Raw genomic sequence first — 20,056 nt, forward strand, 5'->3', positions numbered from 1 at the left:
TCGCAATCACCATATTCGTTAGGGGGATGAACAATGTTTAAGCGACTCATGATTGGAATGGCCGCCTCACTCCTGCTATTTGCAACTGCCTGCTCGGGTACGGATCATACAGGTGCTGGCGGTAATACGGATCAAGGTAACGAATCAAACGGCCAGGTCGAACTGCGCATGATGTGGTGGGGTGATCAGAAACGGGCAGATATTACAAACGAAGCTCTTCAAGTCTTTCAGGAAAAACATCCGGACATCAAAATTGTAGGTGAATTCGCTCCTTCCTCTGGATATTTTGACAAATTGAATACACAGCTGGCATCAGGGACGGCACCCGATGTATTCTTCCTGGGTGGCAATGTGGTCGATTATGCCAAAAAGGATGTCTTGCTCAACCTCGATTCATATGTCGGAAATGAACTGAACCTGGACGGCATGGATACCACCATGGTGGAATACGGTCGTCTTGACGGGAAGCTTCAGCATATTTCAGCAGGCGCCAACGCGCAAGAATTGTAATCAACAAGGCGTTGTTCGAAAAAGCTGGCATCCCTCTACCTGAGACGGACTGGACCTGGGAAGATTATGCGGCAATCAGCAAGGAGCTCTCTGACAAGCTCGGCGATGGCATATTTGGAACGTATAACTTTACGGTGGACGGTATGGATATCTACCTGAAGCAGCGTGGCAAACAGCTGTATGACATGACCAACGGTACATTGGGTTTTGCACAGGAGGACATTCTCGAATGGTTCCAATATTGGGAAAAGGCATCGGCCGACGGTGGTGTAGTCACACCTGAATTGCAGGTATCCAATCCGCATGATGACACGAGCAAATCGCTGCTGATTACAGGCAAAGCGGCCATGACCCTGCTTCCTTCCAACCAGCTCGCTGCATTCCAGAGCTTGACGGAGGATCCGCTCATTCTGCATCCGGTTCCGCGCGGACCCAAGGGTACAGGTGTTGTATTTGAATCCAGTCAGGGATTGTCCGGCTATGCGAATACGAAACATCCCAAAGAAGTAGCCATGCTGATGGACTTCTGGATCAATGATCCGGATGCAGCCCGAATTCTTGGCAATGATCGCGGCGTCCCGGTTACGGAAACCAATCGTAATCTTCTTCAGGAAGAAGCCGGGGCCGTTGAAGAACTCGTTTATGACTATACCAATTTTGTATCTGAAGCCACCAAAACGGAGCCTTTTGACGTGAGTTATAACCCTCCTGGATTTGCGGAATTCTCCAAGCTGGCTCAGACGACAACCCAGGAAATCGGATTTGGACGCAAAAGTGTCGAGGAGGCCGTTTCAAGCTTCTACAGCGGTACTCTCCGGATATTCGAATCCAACCAATAACAAAAACCACCACATCCCATTAGGAGGCGAACATGGCAGAAGCACTATTGAACCGGCTGCGCCAGATCTCCATTCAAGACTTTGTGCAGCCTGGCAAACCCGAGGATGAGGAGATCATGAAGGAGTGGCAGGAATCGGGAGTTCGTTTTGCCGCTTCGGGAGGAGGCCTGGAACAGGCTTATTATGCAGCAATAGAGAAGCTGCTGGCCTGTATCGTCCCCATGAGAAGCGGAGATCCTGTTCTCCAGGAAGGAGGCATCTATCTCGGTTGCTGGCTGGAGAGCACGGGCACAATTAACGCAGAACTGCTCTCCCGCCTACTTCCTTCCGTCTCCCGAGCAACCTATCTAAGCTTTGCAACTCATCAACGGGAGGATGGGTTACTGCCTTACAAACTGACAGAGAATGGCCCCTCTTTCCGCCAGATTCAATTAGTTACTCCGCTTGCAAGAAGTGTATGGAATCACTATCAACTTCACGGTAAAGATCGGAGTTTCCTGAGTACAATGTATACAGCCATGACACGTTATGACGAATGGATTACGCAGCACAGGGATACCCGGGGAACCGGATGTGTAGAGGCCTTCAGCACATTTGACACCGGACATGATCTATCACCCAGGTTCTGGCATGTGCCCGATACGCCATACCAGAATGATCCCGGTGCATACCATCCGGATTCTCCGATATTGCCGTTCCTGGCACCAGATTTAACCGCCAATATCTATTGCCAGCGCATGTACCTGTCACGTATAGCAGAGGAGCTTGGCGAATCGGGTCAGGAATGGAAAGCAAAAGCTGAATTCAGTCTGGACCGACTCTTTCGCTACTGTTATGACGAAGAAGATCAGTTCTTTTATGATCGTGATCGCAATGACAAGCTTGTTCGAGTTCAATCGGATGTCTTGCTGCGTGTCATGGCCTGCGAGGTGGGTGACCAACACTTGTTTGACCGAATATTACGAAGATATCTGCTCAATACAAGCAAGTTTTTTGCCCGATATCCCTTTACGTCCTTAGCCATGGATGATCCCAGGTTCGACCCTTCATCCACCTATAACAGCTGGGGTGGGCCGTCCAATTTCTTAAGCCTCATTCGGGCTCCCCATGCCTTCGAAAATCACCATCGCTATGTGGAGTTGACATGGGTGCTGAATCCGATCCTGGGTGCGTTATCCAGAGCAAAGCGTTTTGCTCAAACCCTAAGTCCATGGACCGGTGAAGAAGGCTTCACGGAAACCTACTCCCCAGCTATCCTGTGTCTACTTGATTATGTGGAAAGGTTATGCGGCATTATGCCTGTCGGTTCAGAGCAGTTGTGGTTTACCGGACTCCTTCCCCCGGCTATGGATCATGGCGGAGAAGTTGCCGGGAGTACAGCCTACAGCCGAACGGTTGACGAGCAACCGTTTGAACTGGTGAATACCCCAGATCAGATGGTGGTCTATCGAAAAGGCAGCATTCATATTCAGGCTCCGGCTGGCATCCGGCTGATTACCAATCGTAGTGGAGGGCTGGAAAGTATCATTGGGATGAGTGCGCGAACGATTGAGGGCGAGCTTACCTATCAGGGGAAATCCTTTCCGATTCGAATTAAAGGAAATGAGATGCAGTGCTTTATTAAGGATGGTTTGCAAACCGTCCGGGATATTGGCATGATCTATCCAAGCTACCAATAGTAAAAAGGCGCAAGTGCAGAGAAGTCCCCGTGCACTTGCGCCTTTACTATTCCAAAGTATATTCATTGCTGAGGAGAATGTGTCCATTTCTCCCGGTTAATGATGCTATTGAGAAATAGACTCCCTCAAGCTTTTCGCTGCCACGACGGGTGGCGATAAAACTCAATCGTATCAATGAAACTTACGTTGTATTCTCGCTCCACTTCCGACAAGTCCAGCAGTCGGCGGTCAATTTCTTTTAATCCCATGACCACGTCATGCCGCAGCAGGTCCATTGCAATTTTGCCTACAAACCCGCCCTCGTTCTCCTTGTGTCGATTACGAAACTCTTCATTGTATATGAATTCCGGGGTAAAGGACGACTCAACAAACGCATTGACGAGCGTTAGCTCTTTTCCTTCCAAGTTCACCGCAATATAGTAATTTCCGCGGTCATCCTTGACCAAATCTTTACTCAGTTCCACGTTCATTGGAATCACTCCCTCTATCTTAAATAATGTGCCAATATGATAAAACATGGGCAGGCAATTGCTCACAACCGGACCTGATCCGCTCATATAATAGGTATAAACGGAGAACGGAGGATGACTTATGAAGTGGCATCATCTCCATACAGGCAAAACGCTGCAGCAGCGTCTGGCGGAGCTGCAGGGACATCTGGCCGAGCTCAATACACCGCGGTCAGGACTTGAACCAGGCCGGATCAAACGGGTGTATTCCCGCAATTTTATCAAAGTGAATCGACAATTGTTTATTCCGCTCAGCCTGTTGTCCATCCGTGTGTTTGATACGCATCAGACACGCCGGGGTGTTCGAGTAGGCATTCGCACCGTGTTCCCATCCAAAAATGCTTTTCGAAATATTAGACTGGTTGGCGTGGGACTTGATTATCTCGAGCTGCAGGGAACCGGCAAATTTCCTTCCCGCATCCTGTTTCCCTTGAGCCAGATCGAATCCATCCATCGTCCAACAATCAATAAGAAAAAGCAGACACGTTAATCCGCTCTGTGCCCTCTATAATCCATACTTCCCATATCATTATAACGCAACCTGTATCGATTTGCCTGCTTAGGGCATCACGGCAAAAACGGTGAGCACAGAATTTCTCTGTGCCTCACCGCGAAGTTCATCAATTAAAGCTTATCCATATATGAGCATTGCACTTTGCTCTACTTGGGTTATCTCATTATATCCCTGTCCACACATCCTTGGCATAACGACCTTCCTGCTGTAAACGTTCGAGCCACGCATCTGCCTCATTCGCGGGATTGCCACTAATATCGGTGTATGCCTGCTTGAGTGTTGCCTCCACATCAGGGGCCATCTTGCTGCCGTCTCCGCAAATATACAGATGCCCGCCCTGCTCAAGCAGAGGAATCAATTTTTCGGCGTCATCTCTCATTAGATGCTGAACATAACATTTGTCCTGTCCATCGACTCTGGAAAAGGCAGTGTGAAGCTGGACAAGTCCTTCTTGCTGTGCTGCTTCAAGCTCATTTTTATACAAATAATCATGCTCCGGGTTGCGGCATCCAAAGTACAAATGGGCTTCGCCCACGTTCTGTCCTTGTTCCTTGAGAACCCGTCTTGCTTGCAGGAACCCACGGAATGGTGCCACTCCCGTTCCTGGACCCACCATGATCACAGGCACTTCTGCATGAGATGGCAATTCAAACCCGGATTCAGGCGTTCGGATGAACATAACCACCTCTTCACCCGGTTTCAAGGTTGCCAGATAATTGGAAGCAATACCTTTATACTCCCCTTGTCCGCTCCAAGCCGGAGCACGAACTACACTGACCGTAATACTGGCCTGCTCTGGCTGTACCCGAGGCGAACTGGAGATGGAGTAATATCTCGCTTTGAGTGAAGGCAGCAGTTCCAGGAAGCGTTCGAACGGCATTTCGCACGCCTCATACTTCACGAGATAATCCAGCATCGATACCCGCTTGCCCCGCACTTCTTCCATATAAACGGATTCATCCAAAAGCGCTTCAAGCTCCTTCTTGTGCGGCGGGCATACGGTGTATGCTGCCAGCTCTCTCAGCTGGGCACGTGTTGCTGCCTCCTGCAATTCCACGCTGTGGCTGAGCAAGTCAACCAGATTAACCGGCTGATGCAGAGGCAGGTGCGCGGCGCTTCGACCGGATGCATCCAACACCAGGTGTTCCGTACCCGTAAAACCATAACGCTTGAGTACACGCTCCACGAGTTCCGGTGGATTTTGCGGGAGAACACCCAGATGATCGCCTTCCTTGTATGTCATTCCTTCAGGCAGCTGAATCTCCAGATGACGCGTGCTCCGGAGGCTGCCAGCATCATGAAGTTCCCGATTCTCCAATATGTGAGCCACATGGGCATCGTACGTATCTGCAAGCGGCGTCACCGCATGCCCACTGACAAATTGCACGGACAACGAGCTGCGCTCACTGCCTGAGCTGCTGTTCAGCTTCAGTCCCATCGCCTGTGCCAGATCCGGCCACAATTGTTCACTCCAGTCCTCAACCTGCTTCTCGAAATCTCCGCTGGCATCACTTTCGCCAAGTGGGGATAACCGGGTTGCCCCCTTAGAAGAGAGCTGTTCATCAATCAAACGCGGAATACGCTGATACGTGCTGGCCCAGTTATGATCCCCGCAACCAAGAACAGCAAAGCGTACGCCTTCAAAAGCCTTGGCATCTGCATGCTGGATCCATTCCACAAAATTCTTGGCATTGCTTGGCGGCTGACCATTGTAGGATGCACTGACAATAATAACGGCACCATCCTTCGGCAAATTGCCTACCCGATTGTCCAGTGCCTCTACTTCGCTACGAAAGCCCTGATATCGCGCAGTATCTGCAATTTCACGTGCAATGCCTTCCGCAGTACCCAGGTTGGAACCGTACAGGACCAGCATCGGGGTATGATGGGCATTTGCCGTATCCAGCTCTTTTCGTTTGATCGCAGGAGATGACTCTTCCAACGCAACACCCGGTACAGTCATGACAGGCTGCCCCCCACGTGCACGAACACGGATAGTGAAATGATCCGGCTTGAGCGTCAAGGTCTCTTTCACCTTCAACTGATAATCCGTATGATCAATGAAGTCAAAATGTTTCAGTACCATGCCCAGCACAAGCGTTGCCTCCTGAAGCGCAAACTGCTGCCCGATACATGCCCGCTGACCGTTACCAAAAGGCTTATACGCATCGTGCGGTACCTTGCTTGGATCCTCAAATCGCTCCGGACGGAACTCTTCCACATCGTCACCCCAGGCATCACGGTCACGATGCAGCTTGGGAATGAGCACACTGACGCTGTCCCCTTTTTTCAACGGATACTCTCCGGCGAGCACGGTATCTTCTTTGGCATAAAGGGAGAACGCTGGAGCTGTCGGCCACAGACGAAGTGCTTCGTTCAGTACCATGCGGATATATTTCAGACTCCGAACCTGATTGTACGTTGGAACCGGATCCTTCAGAATCTGGTCAGCCTCGGCTTGTGCCTTAGCCAGCTTATCCGGATTTTTCATCAAGTAATAGATGGCAAAGGATAATAGTCCGCTCGTTGTCTCATGTCCTGCGATCAGGAACGTAATGATCTGGTAGCGGATATTTTCATCATCGAGTGTTTCTCCCGTCTCCGGGTCCTTACCGCTCAGCATATGGGATAACAGATCGTCTGCGCCCTCCTGAGGTTGTTCTTTGCGCTCGGCGATAATATGATCGACCAGCGCAAACATGGAGCGAATATCTTGCTCAAATTGTTTCTTCTTGCTAATCATCAGTTTGTCCTGAAGACGAAGGCGCTGCAGTGAACTCATGGATTCATCCAGTGCGCGCACCATGCTTGTAATAAATGGATGGGGTTCTTCCCGATAAAAGCTGTTAAAACGATAATTGAATCCACATAACCCGATCGTATCCAGCGTTAGACGTGTCATATCATCGGGTACATTCACCGTTTCATCGGGATTCAGCCGAGACCATTTCTGAACAAGCTGCACGGCCAGATCGATCATTTTATTATGATATCCTTGCATTGCACGCTGACTGAAGCTAGGCAGAAGCACATTATGTGCTTTTTTCCAGTTAGGTTCATCGGTCCAGCTTGTAAATAAGCCATCTCCAGCAAACGCACGAACTTTGGCAAGCGGTGCCCATACACGCTTATCGAATTTGGATTCATCCGTTACCTCGGCAACCAGCTTATGGCCCGAAATGTACACCTCGCTTCGCCCCGGGTATTCCATTCGAAAGATCGGTCCGTATTCCTCAGCAAGTTTAACTAGGGATTGCACCGGCTCATCAAAGTTCAATTGTGGCAAGTTACCCAGTGGTCCAAAGGTTTTGGGCTGGGGTACTGACAATGGCGGCATAAATCTTCACTCCTATTCCAACTCATATGTTTGACCTGATCATGAATAATGACTCTGTTACTTAAGCATTCGAATGAAAAAGGTATACCATCATTTTCTACAAGTACTCACGTTTGATTCAAATCATGATAAAACATAACAGAACCAATTGACCAATTTGGTATATCGGTCAGTTTTGAGTAAAAAAAATGAGGTGCTTCGTTATCTTACTTTTACCCTAACATTTCCAGTTCTAATCTACAACAGTCTCAAAGTCATAGGACCATCGGGTCGCCCCTGCTCATTGACCTAAGTGGTTCCTTGGCCTGAAATCTATTCAGGCCTTCGCCACTCTTGATTTTCAAGGCAACTTCGCTATGTAATCTAACATTGCTTCAACAGTTCCCTGATTTTCGTTTCCATCATCGAAGGTTCAACTATGGTTTCATAGCGGTCACTAACCTCGCCATCCGCTCGGACTAAAAACTTGGTGAAATTCCACTTGATCCCGTCCCCCTGATACAAAGCAGGATGGTTCTCCCTTACAAAATGATCCATCCACCGCCCTTCTTCCGTTTCGAGATCATATCCCTGAAATGCTGCCTTTTCGATCAGATGACGAAACAGCGGGTGACTGGATGTTCCGGTAACCTCGATCTTATCAAATATCGGAAAGGTCACATGAAAATTGCTTTTACAATATTGGGTGATCTCAGCATTATTACCCGGCTCTTTATGGTTGAATTGATCACAGGGAAACGCCAAAATCTCCAGTCCTTGCTCGCCATACTTGTCATAGAGCTGCTGCAGCTCCGAAAATTGTCTGGAATAGCTGCACTTGCTGGCCGTGTTGACAATGAGTAGTACCTTTCCCACAAACGTTGATAAATCAGCAATATGCCCATCCTTCGAAGAAACCTGATAAGAATAAATATGATTCATACATAGCGCCCCCCATAAGATGTAAACTAAAATTAGCTCTTTACATAAGTATATCTACATTCATCTTATAGTTGAAATATATAAATCATATTAAATTGATAGTTAAAATCTATAACGCATGTGAAATTATAACGAAAAAACAACTGTCCTGAGTAGAGAAAATCTCTACTCCATTGGACAGTTGTGGTGCTGGATTTTTAGATAATTAATAGTTTTAGAAGATTCAGACGTTCACTTCATCCCATAATCAGGCCGTATACTACACCCGGACCATGTACGCCAATCGTCAGATCGTTTTCGATATCGGAAGACCGACTTGGACCCGAAATAAAATGAATACCTGCAGGAAGATTCTCTCTTCCCACTTCATCAAAGCGATTCAGCGTCTCACCCAATCGGGTACGCAGGCGTTCTACCGGAATGATAATGATTAATACGGTTGGCAGAAGGCTCACTGCACGTCCCTTCTCTGGTGAAGAAAGTACTGTAACTGAACCTGTGTAAGCAGTCGCATAATCCGCCATGACCACGCCAATATCAGCCTCCGCGGCACGGGCTTTCCAGTTTTCATCCGGCTTGCTGTTCCATACAGAAATCTGCACTTCCGGCAGGTTAGCTTCAAGTAGCAATTCATCCAGTTCCTGTTCGTTCTGCCGAATCACATACTTTGCTCCCAGTTCATTCGCTTTGGTTGTAATAAACGCGGAAGCTTCCTCCAGATTCTTCACCCGAGCAATGTGGGCACCAACACTCACAAAGTTATCAGTAAATGCCTGTATACGTTTCTCTTCATCCCATTCCAGTTCATTCCAGAATGACGGAGCACCTCGAAAAGGCTGCGTTGGCGCATGTTTTTGGCGGGGCCTTCTTAACTTGGAAGCAATACCATTCATGAACTTCTCCTGTTTCTCACGCGACTGCTTCTCCAATTGGTTCAGCCAATGCTGATGCTCAGTGCTCATGCCTGTCGCCTCCTTGCTCCCGTTCTCGCAAAATGTGTTCCATCCGGTTGCGGACGCTGCTATCCATTTCTTTTGGATTTTGATCCAGTTCCTGATCCAGCTTGCTCCACTGCTGGCGGAATGAACGTTTGGCCAGGCTCGGTGCAACTCGGTAGGTGTTCCAGCCCTTGAGCGGACCAAGCTTGAGAGAGATTCCCTCATTCCGCACAACAGCCTTCTGGCCAATCTGACCCAGACGAATAGCTGCACTGAAACGTTTGGAGCTGGACACCACTGCGGCAAATCCCTTCATACCTGCTCCCTCCAGCTTGTTCCCATGGCCCTCTTCAACCTTGCGTCTGCGTAAATACACGAGCATATCATGTAAAGGTATCTTGACAGGACAGGCCTCATAACAGGCCCCGCATAAACTCGAAGCACTGGCAATGTCGTTCCACTCGTCTATATTCCCATTCAGTGCAGGCGTCAACACCGCACCAATCGGACCGCTGTAAGTTCCACCATAGGCATGACCGCCTATATGACGGTATACCGGACAAGCATTAAGACAGGCTCCGCAGCGTATACAATTGAGCAGTTCCTGAAATTCAGGATCACCCAGCTGCAAGGATCTACCATTATCCACGATGATGATATGCATTTCATCAGGACCATCCCCATCCTCTGTTCGGCGAGGCCCGGTTATGCCTGACATGTACATCGTCAATTTCTGCCCTGTTGCTGAACGCGGCAGCAGCGTGGCCATTACTTCAAGATCGGTCCAGGATGGAATAATACGCTCCATTCCCATCAATGTTATCTGAGTTTTGGGTACAGTGGATACCATGCGGGCATTGCCTTCATTTTCGAACAGCACCATGGAGCCCGTCTCCGCAATAGCGAAGTTACAGCCCGTCATGCCAATGTCCGCTTCAAGGAATTTTTCCCGCAGCTTTTTGCGTACAAATCCGGCGAGCACGGTTGTATCCGGTTCAAGGGTTTCCCCTGCTTCTTTTGATAATAATTCTGCAATCTGGTAGCGATTTTTGTGAATGGCCGGGATTACGATATGTGATGGTGCTTCGCCAGCCAACTGGATGATATATTCACCCAGATCGGTCTCAATGGCTTCAATGCCGGCAGATTCAAGCGCATGGTTCAGATGTACTTCTTCCGACACCATCGATTTCGATTTTACCACTGAGGCAGCTTCCTTGTGGGCCGCTATATCAAGCGCAATTGCAGCTGCCTCGGCCGATGTATCTGCAAAATGGATATGGACACCGTTAGCACGGGCGTTGTTGACGAATTCATTCAGATAATAATCCAGATGTGCGATGGTGTGCAGTCGAATCTGGCGGCCACGTTCCCGCCATTCATCCCAGTTTCCGTGCTCTTCCGAAGCGGATTTCTTTCCGTTCCGCAGACGTTCTGTTGTGAACTTGACAGCTTTGCGCAGAAAATCATCATTGAGCGCGAGCTCCGCACGCTCCTTGACAGACACATCCATTACACCAGGCTGACTCATCCTGTTCGCACCCCCTCATACAGTAATTCCGCCAAATGCATGACACGCACCGGTTCATTCCGGTATCGCAGATTACCTGCGATATTCATGAGACACGCCATATCCAGTCCAACAAGCACCTCGGCATCGGTCTCTTTGATATGATCGACTTTCTCGGTTACCATGGCGCCGGATATGTCCGACATTTTCACAGCAAACGTTCCCCCAAACCCGCAGCAGTCCTCTCCAAAAGGTAGGGGTACAAATTCCAGCCCTTTCACTGCAGACAACAGTGCCATCGGTTCGTCTTTCACCCCGAGCAGCCTGCTGCCATGGCACGATGGATGGTAGGTAACCTTGTGAGGGAAATGAGCTCCCAGATCCGTTATCCCGAGGACTTGCACCAGAAATTGTGTAAATTCATAGGCTTTCGCTTCGAGCCGTTTTGCCTTATCGAGCCACACCGGATCATCCGCAAACAACTCGGGATAATGGTGAATCATATAGGTGCAAGACCCGGAAGGACAGACTACAAAATCGCTGTCATCAAACGCTTCCAGAATGGTTTTGGCTGCCACTCTTGTCTCATCCCAGTACCCGCTATTATAAGAAGGCTGACCGCAGCAGGTTTGGACAGGTGGAAATTCCAACCGAACGCCGTGAGCGGCAAGCAGTCTGACCATCGCTTCTCCGACACGCGGGTAGATGGCATCGCTGAGGCAGGTAATGAATAAGGAGACCTTCATAAATACACGCTCCCATAATCAATTAGTAGTAGGTCTATTGAAGTTAACGCTAAGTATCAAAGTCAGAACGAGCAGACTACGTGCCCGTTTGCTTATACAGTCGTAATTTGGATGTCATAGTCCTTCAAACGTTTCATGAGATTATTATCCAGTTGCTCATTGAGAATGACAGCATGAACTGCATTTAATCCGGTTACCCTGGCGAACGCACGCACACCAAACTTGCTGGCATCTGCGAGCAAAATAACCTGGTCGGAGATGCCGACCATCTTCTGTTTCAACCTGGCTTGCAGTTCATTGGACTCGCTAATTCCACCACCATCCAGATGGACCCCCTTGCAGGACAAAAACAGTTTATCAACGTGATACGTTTCCAGTGAACGTTCGGCGAGCGGTCCGACAAACGATAGCGAACGCTGTGCCAATTGGCCCCCGGTAGAGATCACCTCTATCTTGTCCTTGCTGCTAAGTTCGGTCGCTACCTGAATCGAGTTGGTTAACACCGTCAGCGGAATATCCGGCATGTTCGCAGCCATATAACCTGCAGTGGTGCTGGCATCCAGGAGTATTCGATCCCCGGGACGAATCATGGCAAGGGCTGCCTGAGCAATTCGCTTCTTCTCTTCCGCATGCGTCGTTTCCCTCACGCGATAGGGGATCTCCGGCTGATCATCCTTGATGCTCACAGCCCCCCCATGGGAACGTTTTAATCGCCCGGCTTGTTCCAGCCGATCCAGATCGCGGCGAATGGTCTCTTCGGTTACCCTACAGCGATCACTTAGCTCGGACACACGCATGCTTCCGCTTTCATTAACCATCTCGACAATCCGATCATACCGCTCAGCAGCCAGCATGGTTACACCTCACTTCCGGCTTGTGATTTCAATGAGTCCGTTAACCTAAGAAATCTGCCGTAAGCCTCTTCCCAAATCGATCTGTCTTTCGGTTCATACTCCGTTACCGGGAACGAATCACGTATGACCCTGCGCGCCTCCCAAATGTCCTTGAACGCTCCGCTGGCAATCCATTGGACAGCCATGTTCCCGATTGCACTTCCTTCTGCCGGACCTGCCCATACCGGTCTGCCAATAGAGCTTGCCGTCCACTGGCATAGCAATTTATTCTGGATGCCTCCGCCGACCATGTGCAATCCATTGAAAGACTGACCCGATATTTGTTCCGTCCATTCCAGCACTCTTCTGTATTTCAGCGCAAGGCTCTCCAGGATGGATCTGGCAATAGCTCCTTGATCCTGTGGTTCTTGCTGCCCAGTATCTCGGCAATACTGACGAATCCGAATGGTCATGTCACCTGCTGGCATAAACAGATCGTCATCAGGATCAAATAAACTTGCAAATGGAGGAGCCACTTCAGCTTGTTTCAATAATTCAGCGTAACTGATCCCCTTCCCCTGACGCTCCCATTCACGCATGCTCTCCTGCAGTATCCAGAGTCCCATAATGTTTTTAAGCAGACGGAATGTTCCGCCAGCTCCGCCTTCGTTCGTAAAGTTCAAGGCCAAACTTTCGGCAGTAATGGCAGGATGATCAATCTCCGTTCCCATCAAGGACCAGGTTCCACAGCTCAAGTAAGCAAATGAACGATCCGTTGCCGGGACAGCGACCACTGCTGAACCCGTATCATGCTCGGCTACTGCAATAACAGGAATCGCTGATATCCCCAATTCACCGGATATACTGCTGCGTAGTTGACCGACTCGTGTACCCGGCATCACCGCTTCACCAAATAGCTGATCCGAGACCCCGATGTGGGCAAGCAATTCTCCGTCCCACTGCCCGCTCACCGGGTTGTAGAGCTGTGTTGTCGTCGCATTGGTAAACTCATTCACCGCTTCTCCAGTCAAAAAGTACCGAAGCAGGTCCGGAATCATAAGGAAACGATCTGCTGCACCCAGCAGTGGTGAACCGTTCCGCTGCAGGGTTGCGAGCTGGTACAAGGTATTAAAACTTAGAAATTGAATACCTGTTCGCTCGAAGATCCGTTGGGAGGTTAACTCATTGCGAATCTGTTCCATCGTGCCGCTAAACTGCCCATCACGATAATGATAGGGGTTACCGAGCAGTTCACCATTGTGGCCCAGAAGTCCAAAGTCAACTCCCCAGGAGTCGATCCCCAAACTGTCTGGCTGCTCTCCCTGCTGCTTGACCAGGTGCAGACCTTGCAACAATTCATGATGTAAACGCAGAATGTCCCAGTGCATTCGCTCACCTGCTTTGACCGGCTCATTCTTGAATCGATGAACTTCGGTGGCCGTTATGACCCGATCATTCAAATGACCCAGCAGCGCCCTACCGCTTCCAGCTCCCAAATCATATGCCAACACGCTCACTGCTCTACACCAACCTTTCTATACAAATGTTGTTTATTCCCTTACTTATTTGTTTGTTTATTTTTGTTTTATACTGTTTAGCTTTATTTCACGAGTATATCACTGATGTAAGCGTTTGAATACCCTGTGTTTTGTTCTTTCCCAACAAAAAAACGACCTGATCCCTTGGATAAGTCGTTCTTCTGGTTCGATTACGTTTGGATTACGTATAAAAGCGGCCATTGCTTACGCCGGACTGGGGCTGCACGTCTCTCTCGAAATGCTTGAACCTTGTGCCCTGATACGTCAGCATGCCTTGATCATCTTCCACCAGCATGCCGTAGTTGCTTCCGCCGACGTTCAGTTCCACACGTTCTCCATTATCCAGTTGAAATGTTGCATAGTACCAGGTGGAAGCACTACTGTCCCCGCTCCCTCCGGTAACTTGGGTTCTCTTCGCCACCACTGTGCAGTGCAGCGTGAGTAGAGCTGCAGCATTATTAGAAGACCATGTTCGGACCCCTGATATAATGACGTACACAATCACACATGCAATAATGAGAAATATAGCACCAATAAATATGGATCCAAATGCACTCATGGCCCCAAACTCATTAAATCCCGAAAAAAACCCCCCCTGATTCCCCTCAAATCCCGGCACACTATTCATGTCGTCAAATACACCGAAGCCGTCTGTGGTTAATAGGCCCAGCGATGAGAATATGCTGATCGTCGTCATTATCATCGTTCCTTTCCGGCTCCAAAATAAGATGCACCGTCCCTTGCCAAGGAGACGGTGCACGCGGACAACCTTACTTGCCTTGTCCGTATACTATATGAGCGTAATTAGGAATACAGACGTTCAAGTTCATCAACCAGACTGCCAACATACGCCACGGCAGCTCGGATCGGCTCGGGTCCGGACATGTCCACACCCGCAAGTTTCATTAGCTCTTGAGGTGCGAGACTACCGCCTGCTTTTAATGCTTCAAGCCAGCGATCCACGGCAGGCTGTCCTTCCTCGCGAATCAGGCCGGCAGCTGCGGTCGATGCTGTCAAACCGGCTGCATAGGTGTACGGGTACAGACCCATATAATAATGAGGCTGTCTCATCCAAGTTAGCTTCGCCCCTTCATCCACAACCAAGTCTGGGCCCCAGAACGCGGAGAGAATATTTCCTTTGAGCTCACTGAGCAGCTTGGCTGTAATCGGTTCATCCTTGGTCGCAAGTGCATATACTTGGCGCTGTAATTCACCTTCAAGCAGGTGGGTTACGAAATTATGGTAATACGTGTTGAGCAATTGCAAGATGACCCAGCGACGCATTCTTGGATTGTCAGAACGTTTTAACAGATGATCAGCCAGCAGCATTTCATTCATGGTAGATGGTGCCTCGATGAAATACAGTGAAGGCCTCGTATTGGTAATCCGCTGATAGCGTCCAGCAAGCATGAAATGCCCGGCATGCCCTACTTCATGAGCGAGCGTAAAAGCACCGCGCATATTGTTAGCCCAAGAGATAAGGATGTACGAATGCGCACCATAAATGGATGAACAGAAAGCACCCGTCGACTTGCCGGCATTATCTGCGTAATCCACCCAACGTTCGCTGAATGCCCGCTCCACTATTTCGCCGTATTCAGGTCCAAGCACAGCAAGCGCTTCACGGATGAGCGTGCAGGCTTCCTCATATGTAATGGCAGGACTGAATTCCGGATCCAGCGGGGCCTTCAGATCACAGAACATTAGCTTGTCCAGTCCCAGCTCGCGTTTCTTGAGAGCCGCAAGTTTGCGCATATGAGGTGCAAGTTCCTGCTGAATAATATCCAGGATATTGTTGTACATTTCTTTGCTAACTTGCTGCGGGCTAAGCAGCATGTCGGTGACGTCGTCGTAACCGCGGAGCCTTGATAAAACAACCTGTTTCTTCACTTCGGTTGCATAACCTTCGGCAAATGTATTTTTGTAATCATTTAGCTTGGAACTAAAGGCTGCATAAGCAGAACGGCGCAGCTTGGTATCGGAAGACATTTCGTAGTTATTTTCATAGAAAGACCAGGACAGTGGACGGTTATTGTCTTCTCCATCCAGCGCATCGTCGAAAGTCATGTCTGCCAGTTTACCACGCAGGTAAATCCGGTAAGGTGAATCCAATACTTCACCGAGGGAAGCCAGCACCTTCTCCGTCTCCGGTGAGAGACGATGTGCTTTTTCCTGAAGTAAAAGATTCAGGCTGCGAGCATAGGGCTCCAGTCCGGGAAGTTCTGCAATATAACGTTCCACTGTACCCTCGGGAAGATCCGCAATTTCCGAATGGACAAAAGACAAGGAAGACGACAGAGAAGACAGAATATCTCCCGCCTTGGCCGAGTTCTCAATGTTTACCGGATTGGTACTATCCTCTGATTGTTTCAGTCGTGCGTAGGATGCAGTCTTCACAATTCGTTCCTGAAGTGCTTCACGAGCGTCCAGACAAGCCAGCAGCTGTTCGGCACCTTCGCCCAGACGTCCTTTGAACGTTTCGATATTGACAGCTGCTTCAGGGAGTGATCTGAGTTCCTGTTCCCACTCCGCATCTGTCCCAAACAGATCTGTGAGATTCCATGTCGTTTCCTGGCTTACTTCGTCGCGTGTACGTATTTTTTCCATCAGTATATGTCCTCCTCCTTGCATTTCCAATATCTCTCATCGTATCATATTACGACCGTTTATACCTGACATCTCCCAAATTGAGACTTTGGGTTCAAGCCGAATCAAAATAAACCGCTGAGGTGTGGAATACTCCATATCTCAGCGGTTTATTTGACTTAGATTTATTTGACCTGGACTTATTCTGATTTCCAGATTACATTTTCTCCGTAATTTTTGCCCCAATCGTACATGGCTCGTAGGACTGGCATCAGACTATGTCCATGGTCTGTCAAGCTGTACTCTACCCGAGGAGGAACCTCTGCATAAACCTTACGCTCAATCAGCCGATCTTCCTCCAGCTCCCGAAGCTGGTTCGTCAGCATTTTCTGGGTGATATGTGGGATCAATCGCTTCAATTCACTGAATCGCTTGGTTCCTTCCAGGCCCAGATGCCACAATATAATGAGTTTCCATTTGCCGCCAATAACAGCAAGGGTCAATTCCTTCTCACAGTTGATTTCTTTCAAATTAATCCGTTCCTTGACTTCGGCTGCCATGGCTCCGAGCCCCCTTAGCTTACATTCTTATATCAATAGGTACATTATTCTGATATAGCTTACTCTTAATTCTACTACAGCATGGCCCGAATGCATAGGAGACGTGACCTATCACCTTATCAAGCATGACAGAAAGGACCGGCTCCCCTCTTATTTAAGGGATACCGGTCCTACCTATGTTTTGCTTCAAAATCTATAAGCGATCTTCTATTCGAGATTCGCGTGACGGCCAAACATGTCCGCCCCAGTCATCTCTTTCTTTTCCATCAACGTGAGCACTAGAGCATCCATAGCTAGCAGTAATCCCTGTTCAAAAAGGGAACCCATCGGCTGAATCGTGACTGCTGCGCCTGATGTTGCCGTGTCCTCTTTCGCAGATGCAGGAAGACGAACGACGGTGCTAGCCAATTGGCCAATAGTGGACTCCGGCTTGATCGTGATCAGACCGACAGGAGCACCGGCTTTACTGGCCTTTTGAGCCATTGCCGCCAGACTGCCCGTTTCTCCCGAACCCGAGCATAACAAAAGGAAATCCTTCGGACTGATGCCTGGTGTGACAGTCTCCCCGACGACGAATACCCGGGACCCCATCTGCATCAATCTCATGGCAAAAGCCTTTCCCATCAAACCGGAGCGTCCAGCACCTGCCACAAAAATCTGTTCAGCAGCCAGAATATGCTCAGCCATCGCCTGCATCTCCGAATCGTCGATCTGGCTTAGTGTACGTTCCAGCTCCTTCAGAATGTCTGCTGCGTATTGTCTGCTGCTCATTCCGTTACCCTTGTTGAACGAGACGTTGCATTTCAGCCGCAACTTTGGCTTTGTCTGCTTGTCCAGTGATTCCGCCGCCCACAATCACCAGATCCGGTTGTGCTTTGATTACTTCAGGCAATGTTTCCAGCTTGATGCCACCAGCTACAGCCGTTTTTGCGTTTTTCACAGCAGCTTTGATCGTTTGCAGATCTTCGAACGGGCTTTGTCCTTCAGCTTGCAGGTCATAACCTGTGTGTACACAGATGTAATCTACGCCAAGCGAATCAACTTCACGAGCACGTTGTTCAAGGTTAGGTACGTTGATCATGTCCACAAGAACTTGTTTGTTTTGTTTCTTCGCTTCTGCTACTGCACCTTTGATCGTACTGTCATTGGTTGCCCCAAGCACAGTGATCAGATCCGCACCAGCTTCAGCTGCCTTCATGATTTCATATCCACCAGCGTCCATGATTTTCAGATCGGCCAAAACTTGCAGGTTAGGAAACGCTTCTTTCATCGCTTTTACCGCGTGCAAACCTTCATTAATAACGATTGGTGTACCAATCTCAACGATATCGATATATTGTTCCACTTCTTTAACCAGAGCGATACCTTCAGGGATGTTTACCAGATCGAGTGCGAGTTGCAATTTCATGATTCATTTCTCCTTTGTTGTTCAAGTATGAGTATTGCTGTATAGGATTTCTAAATAATTAGCCTGCACCAATCAGCCTCTTCAGATGCATGCAAAGTTTATCTTGGCTACTCATTCATTGTAGAGGCTGACTTTCCATTCAGGAAGTACGCACTTTGAAGTCAGGTAGTTACCTACACGATACTATTGATTAATTTATATTGTTATACGAAGCCTAATGATCAAAATCAATCAAGGAACACCCTATAGAGAAGTAGCGAAAACAAACCTTTTCCTCAACATCATTAAAAATACCCTGCCATAAGGCAAGGTATTTTTAATGTATCTATGCATGTACAACTGAATCAATACGGTTTAGAAATAAACGGGTTTTACACATACCGGCTTGGATGCACCTGTACTATGTCCTGTGTATTTCAGACGTCCGCTTTCTTGATCTACAGTGAACGTAACGATGTTGTTGGTATCACGGTTGGCTGCAATGAGCAGTTTACCATTCGGTGTCAATGCAAAGTGACGTGGATGTTCACCTTCTGCAGACACATGTTCAACCAATTTCAAATGTCCTGTTTCAGCGTCTGCTGCGAATACAACGATGCTGTCATGTCCACGGTTCGATCCGTATACAAAACGTCCATCATTCGATACAGTAATCTCAGCAGTTGTATTTTCAGCGCCTTCGTAGCCATCCGGCAAGGTCGACACAGTGCTTACCTCAGTCAGTGTACCTGCTGCTGCATCATAACGGTAAGACGTAATGGAAGAATCCACTTCGTTAATCACATAAGCAAATTGACCATTCGGATGGAACGCCAAGTGACGCGGACCTGCTCCTGCATGGGTTTTTGTTTCGCTATGCAGTACAAGCTCATTGTTGTCAGCATCGATTGTGTAGATGGCAATCTTGTCAGCACCCAAATCCTGTACCATCATGTATTTGCCATCCGGGCTGAAGAAAGCAGAGTGAACGTGAGGCTTGTCCTGACGCTCTGGATGTGCACCTTTACCCTCATGTTTTTTCTCGTCCAAAAGCGCTCCGACTTCACCGCTATCCATCAACGATTGCAGACCTACCAGTCCACCATGATAGCTGGAGAGGATCAGGTAACGTCCCGAAGGATCGCGCTGGATATGACATGGTGGAGCCGAGATGGAATCATTACGATTAAGCAAGGATAGTTTCCCTGTGGAAGGATCAATGTTCAGAGCAACCGCTTCGGACATTTTGTTTCCCTCTGGAGATACAGCTTCCCCAATCGCATACACTTTGTTGTTTTCGGCATTTACGTTTACAAACGTTGGGTTTTTCACACCCGAGATGCCGTCCAGCTTGCTTAAGCTGCCTGTATCCTCATTCAATTCATATGCGTAAATGCCCTCATTTTCCGCTTCGGCATAAGAGCCGACCAATACGAGCAAGCGTTTTGATTCACTCATTACAGTTTCCTCCTCTATGTGTATGTAGTCTAGTTGCACCTCTTCTATAATAAATCTGCCATATCAAAATAGCAATCCGCCCCCCCTTTCCATGCTCAACATACAGGCGTTCGTGCACGTTATTGCAGAAATATCATGCGGGTATCCATTCACGATGCAGGACAACTTCTGCTATGATTAGATAGGTTTTT

General features: G+C 48.6%; 16 protein-coding genes and 1 pseudogene. 3 read left to right on the plus strand and 14 right to left on the minus strand.

Annotated elements, in window-relative coordinates; translation table 11 throughout:
• Positions 1 to 33 precede the first annotated feature (33 nt).
• A pseudogene (locus tag MH144_RS30955) lies at positions 34 to 1,349 on the plus strand (ABC transporter substrate-binding protein).
• 32 nt (positions 1,350 to 1,381) lie between these two features.
• Entirely contained in the window at positions 1,382 to 3,028 is a 1,647-nt protein-coding gene (locus tag MH144_RS06930; protein WP_239298665.1) for an MGH1-like glycoside hydrolase domain-containing protein, read from the plus strand.
• A gap of 125 nt (positions 3,029 to 3,153) precedes the next feature.
• Here the strand turns inward: MH144_RS06930 and MH144_RS06935 are convergent, their stop codons facing one another.
• Positions 3,154 to 3,498 carry a hypothetical protein gene (locus MH144_RS06935; protein WP_239298667.1) on the minus strand — a complete coding sequence of 115 codons (345 nt, stop codon included), beginning with the start codon at positions 3,496 to 3,498 and terminating at the stop codon, positions 3,154 to 3,156.
• Positions 3,499 to 3,619: 121 nt separating this feature from the next.
• Here MH144_RS06935 and MH144_RS06940 point away from each other — a divergent pair, with 121 nt between their 5' ends.
• Complete coding sequence (locus tag MH144_RS06940; RefSeq protein ID WP_239298669.1) at positions 3,620 to 4,027, plus strand: hypothetical protein; 408 nt, start codon at positions 3,620 to 3,622, stop codon at positions 4,025 to 4,027.
• A 187-nt stretch (positions 4,028 to 4,214) separates the two neighbouring features.
• Here MH144_RS06940 and MH144_RS06945 read toward each other — a convergent pair whose 3' ends face one another.
• The 13 genes from MH144_RS06945 to MH144_RS07005 form a co-directional block, all read right to left on the minus strand.
• On the minus strand, positions 4,215 to 7,388 hold the full coding sequence (locus MH144_RS06945; protein ID WP_239298671.1) for a bifunctional cytochrome P450/NADPH--P450 reductase: 3,174 nt from the start codon (positions 7,386 to 7,388) through the stop codon (positions 4,215 to 4,217).
• Positions 7,389 to 7,751: 363 nt separating this feature from the next.
• Entirely contained in the window at positions 7,752 to 8,309 is a 558-nt protein-coding gene (locus tag MH144_RS06950; RefSeq protein ID WP_239298673.1) for a glutathione peroxidase, read from the minus strand.
• 236 nt (positions 8,310 to 8,545) lie between these two features.
• A complete protein-coding gene (locus MH144_RS06955) occupies positions 8,546 to 9,271 on the minus strand; it encodes a LutC/YkgG family protein (RefSeq protein WP_239298675.1) in 726 nt (241 codons plus the stop codon).
• Positions 9,261 to 10,778 (minus strand): LutB/LldF family L-lactate oxidation iron-sulfur protein, encoded by a 1,518-nt coding sequence (locus MH144_RS06960; protein WP_239298677.1) that lies wholly within the window; start codon positions 10,776 to 10,778, stop codon positions 9,261 to 9,263. The genes MH144_RS06955 and MH144_RS06960 overlap by 11 nt, the downstream gene beginning before the upstream one ends.
• Positions 10,775 to 11,503: a (Fe-S)-binding protein gene (locus MH144_RS06965; RefSeq protein ID WP_239298679.1), complete on the minus strand. Its 729-nt coding sequence runs from the start codon at positions 11,501 to 11,503 to the stop codon at positions 10,775 to 10,777. Before MH144_RS06965 ends, MH144_RS06960 begins: the two co-directional genes overlap by 4 nt.
• Before the next feature lie 92 nt (positions 11,504 to 11,595).
• Positions 11,596 to 12,357 carry a DeoR/GlpR family DNA-binding transcription regulator gene (locus tag MH144_RS06970; protein WP_239298681.1) on the minus strand — a complete coding sequence of 254 codons (762 nt, stop codon included), beginning with the start codon at positions 12,355 to 12,357 and terminating at the stop codon, positions 11,596 to 11,598.
• 2 nt (positions 12,358 to 12,359) lie between these two features.
• Positions 12,360 to 13,853, minus strand: coding sequence for a rhamnulokinase (locus MH144_RS06975; RefSeq protein WP_239298683.1), 1,494 nt, complete (start codon positions 13,851 to 13,853; stop codon positions 12,360 to 12,362).
• Between the two features lie 202 nt (positions 13,854 to 14,055).
• Positions 14,056 to 14,571, minus strand: coding sequence for a DUF2500 domain-containing protein (locus tag MH144_RS06980; RefSeq protein ID WP_239298685.1), 516 nt, complete (start codon positions 14,569 to 14,571; stop codon positions 14,056 to 14,058).
• Positions 14,572 to 14,678: 107 nt separating this feature from the next.
• Entirely contained in the window at positions 14,679 to 16,481 is a 1,803-nt protein-coding gene (gene pepF, locus MH144_RS06985) for an oligoendopeptidase F (RefSeq protein ID WP_239298687.1), read from the minus strand.
• 179 nt (positions 16,482 to 16,660) lie between these two features.
• Entirely contained in the window at positions 16,661 to 17,020 is a 360-nt protein-coding gene (locus MH144_RS06990; protein ID WP_095287596.1) for a winged helix-turn-helix transcriptional regulator, read from the minus strand.
• 207 nt (positions 17,021 to 17,227) lie between these two features.
• Positions 17,228 to 17,791, minus strand: a complete 564-nt coding sequence (hxlB, locus tag MH144_RS06995; protein WP_239298689.1) for a 6-phospho-3-hexuloisomerase — start codon at positions 17,789 to 17,791, stop codon at positions 17,228 to 17,230.
• A gap of 4 nt (positions 17,792 to 17,795) precedes the next feature.
• Positions 17,796 to 18,428: a 3-hexulose-6-phosphate synthase gene (hxlA, locus tag MH144_RS07000; RefSeq protein ID WP_090993813.1), complete on the minus strand. Its 633-nt coding sequence runs from the start codon at positions 18,426 to 18,428 to the stop codon at positions 17,796 to 17,798.
• Positions 18,429 to 18,782: 354 nt separating this feature from the next.
• Positions 18,783 to 19,865, minus strand: coding sequence for a lactonase family protein (locus MH144_RS07005; RefSeq protein WP_239298691.1), 1,083 nt, complete (start codon positions 19,863 to 19,865; stop codon positions 18,783 to 18,785).
• Between the last annotated feature and the right edge of the window lie 191 nt (positions 19,866 to 20,056).

Origin of the sequence: Paenibacillus sp. ACRRY (assembly GCF_022346995.1) — a bacterium.
Lineage (GTDB): Bacteria > Bacillota > Bacilli > Paenibacillales > Paenibacillaceae > Paenibacillus.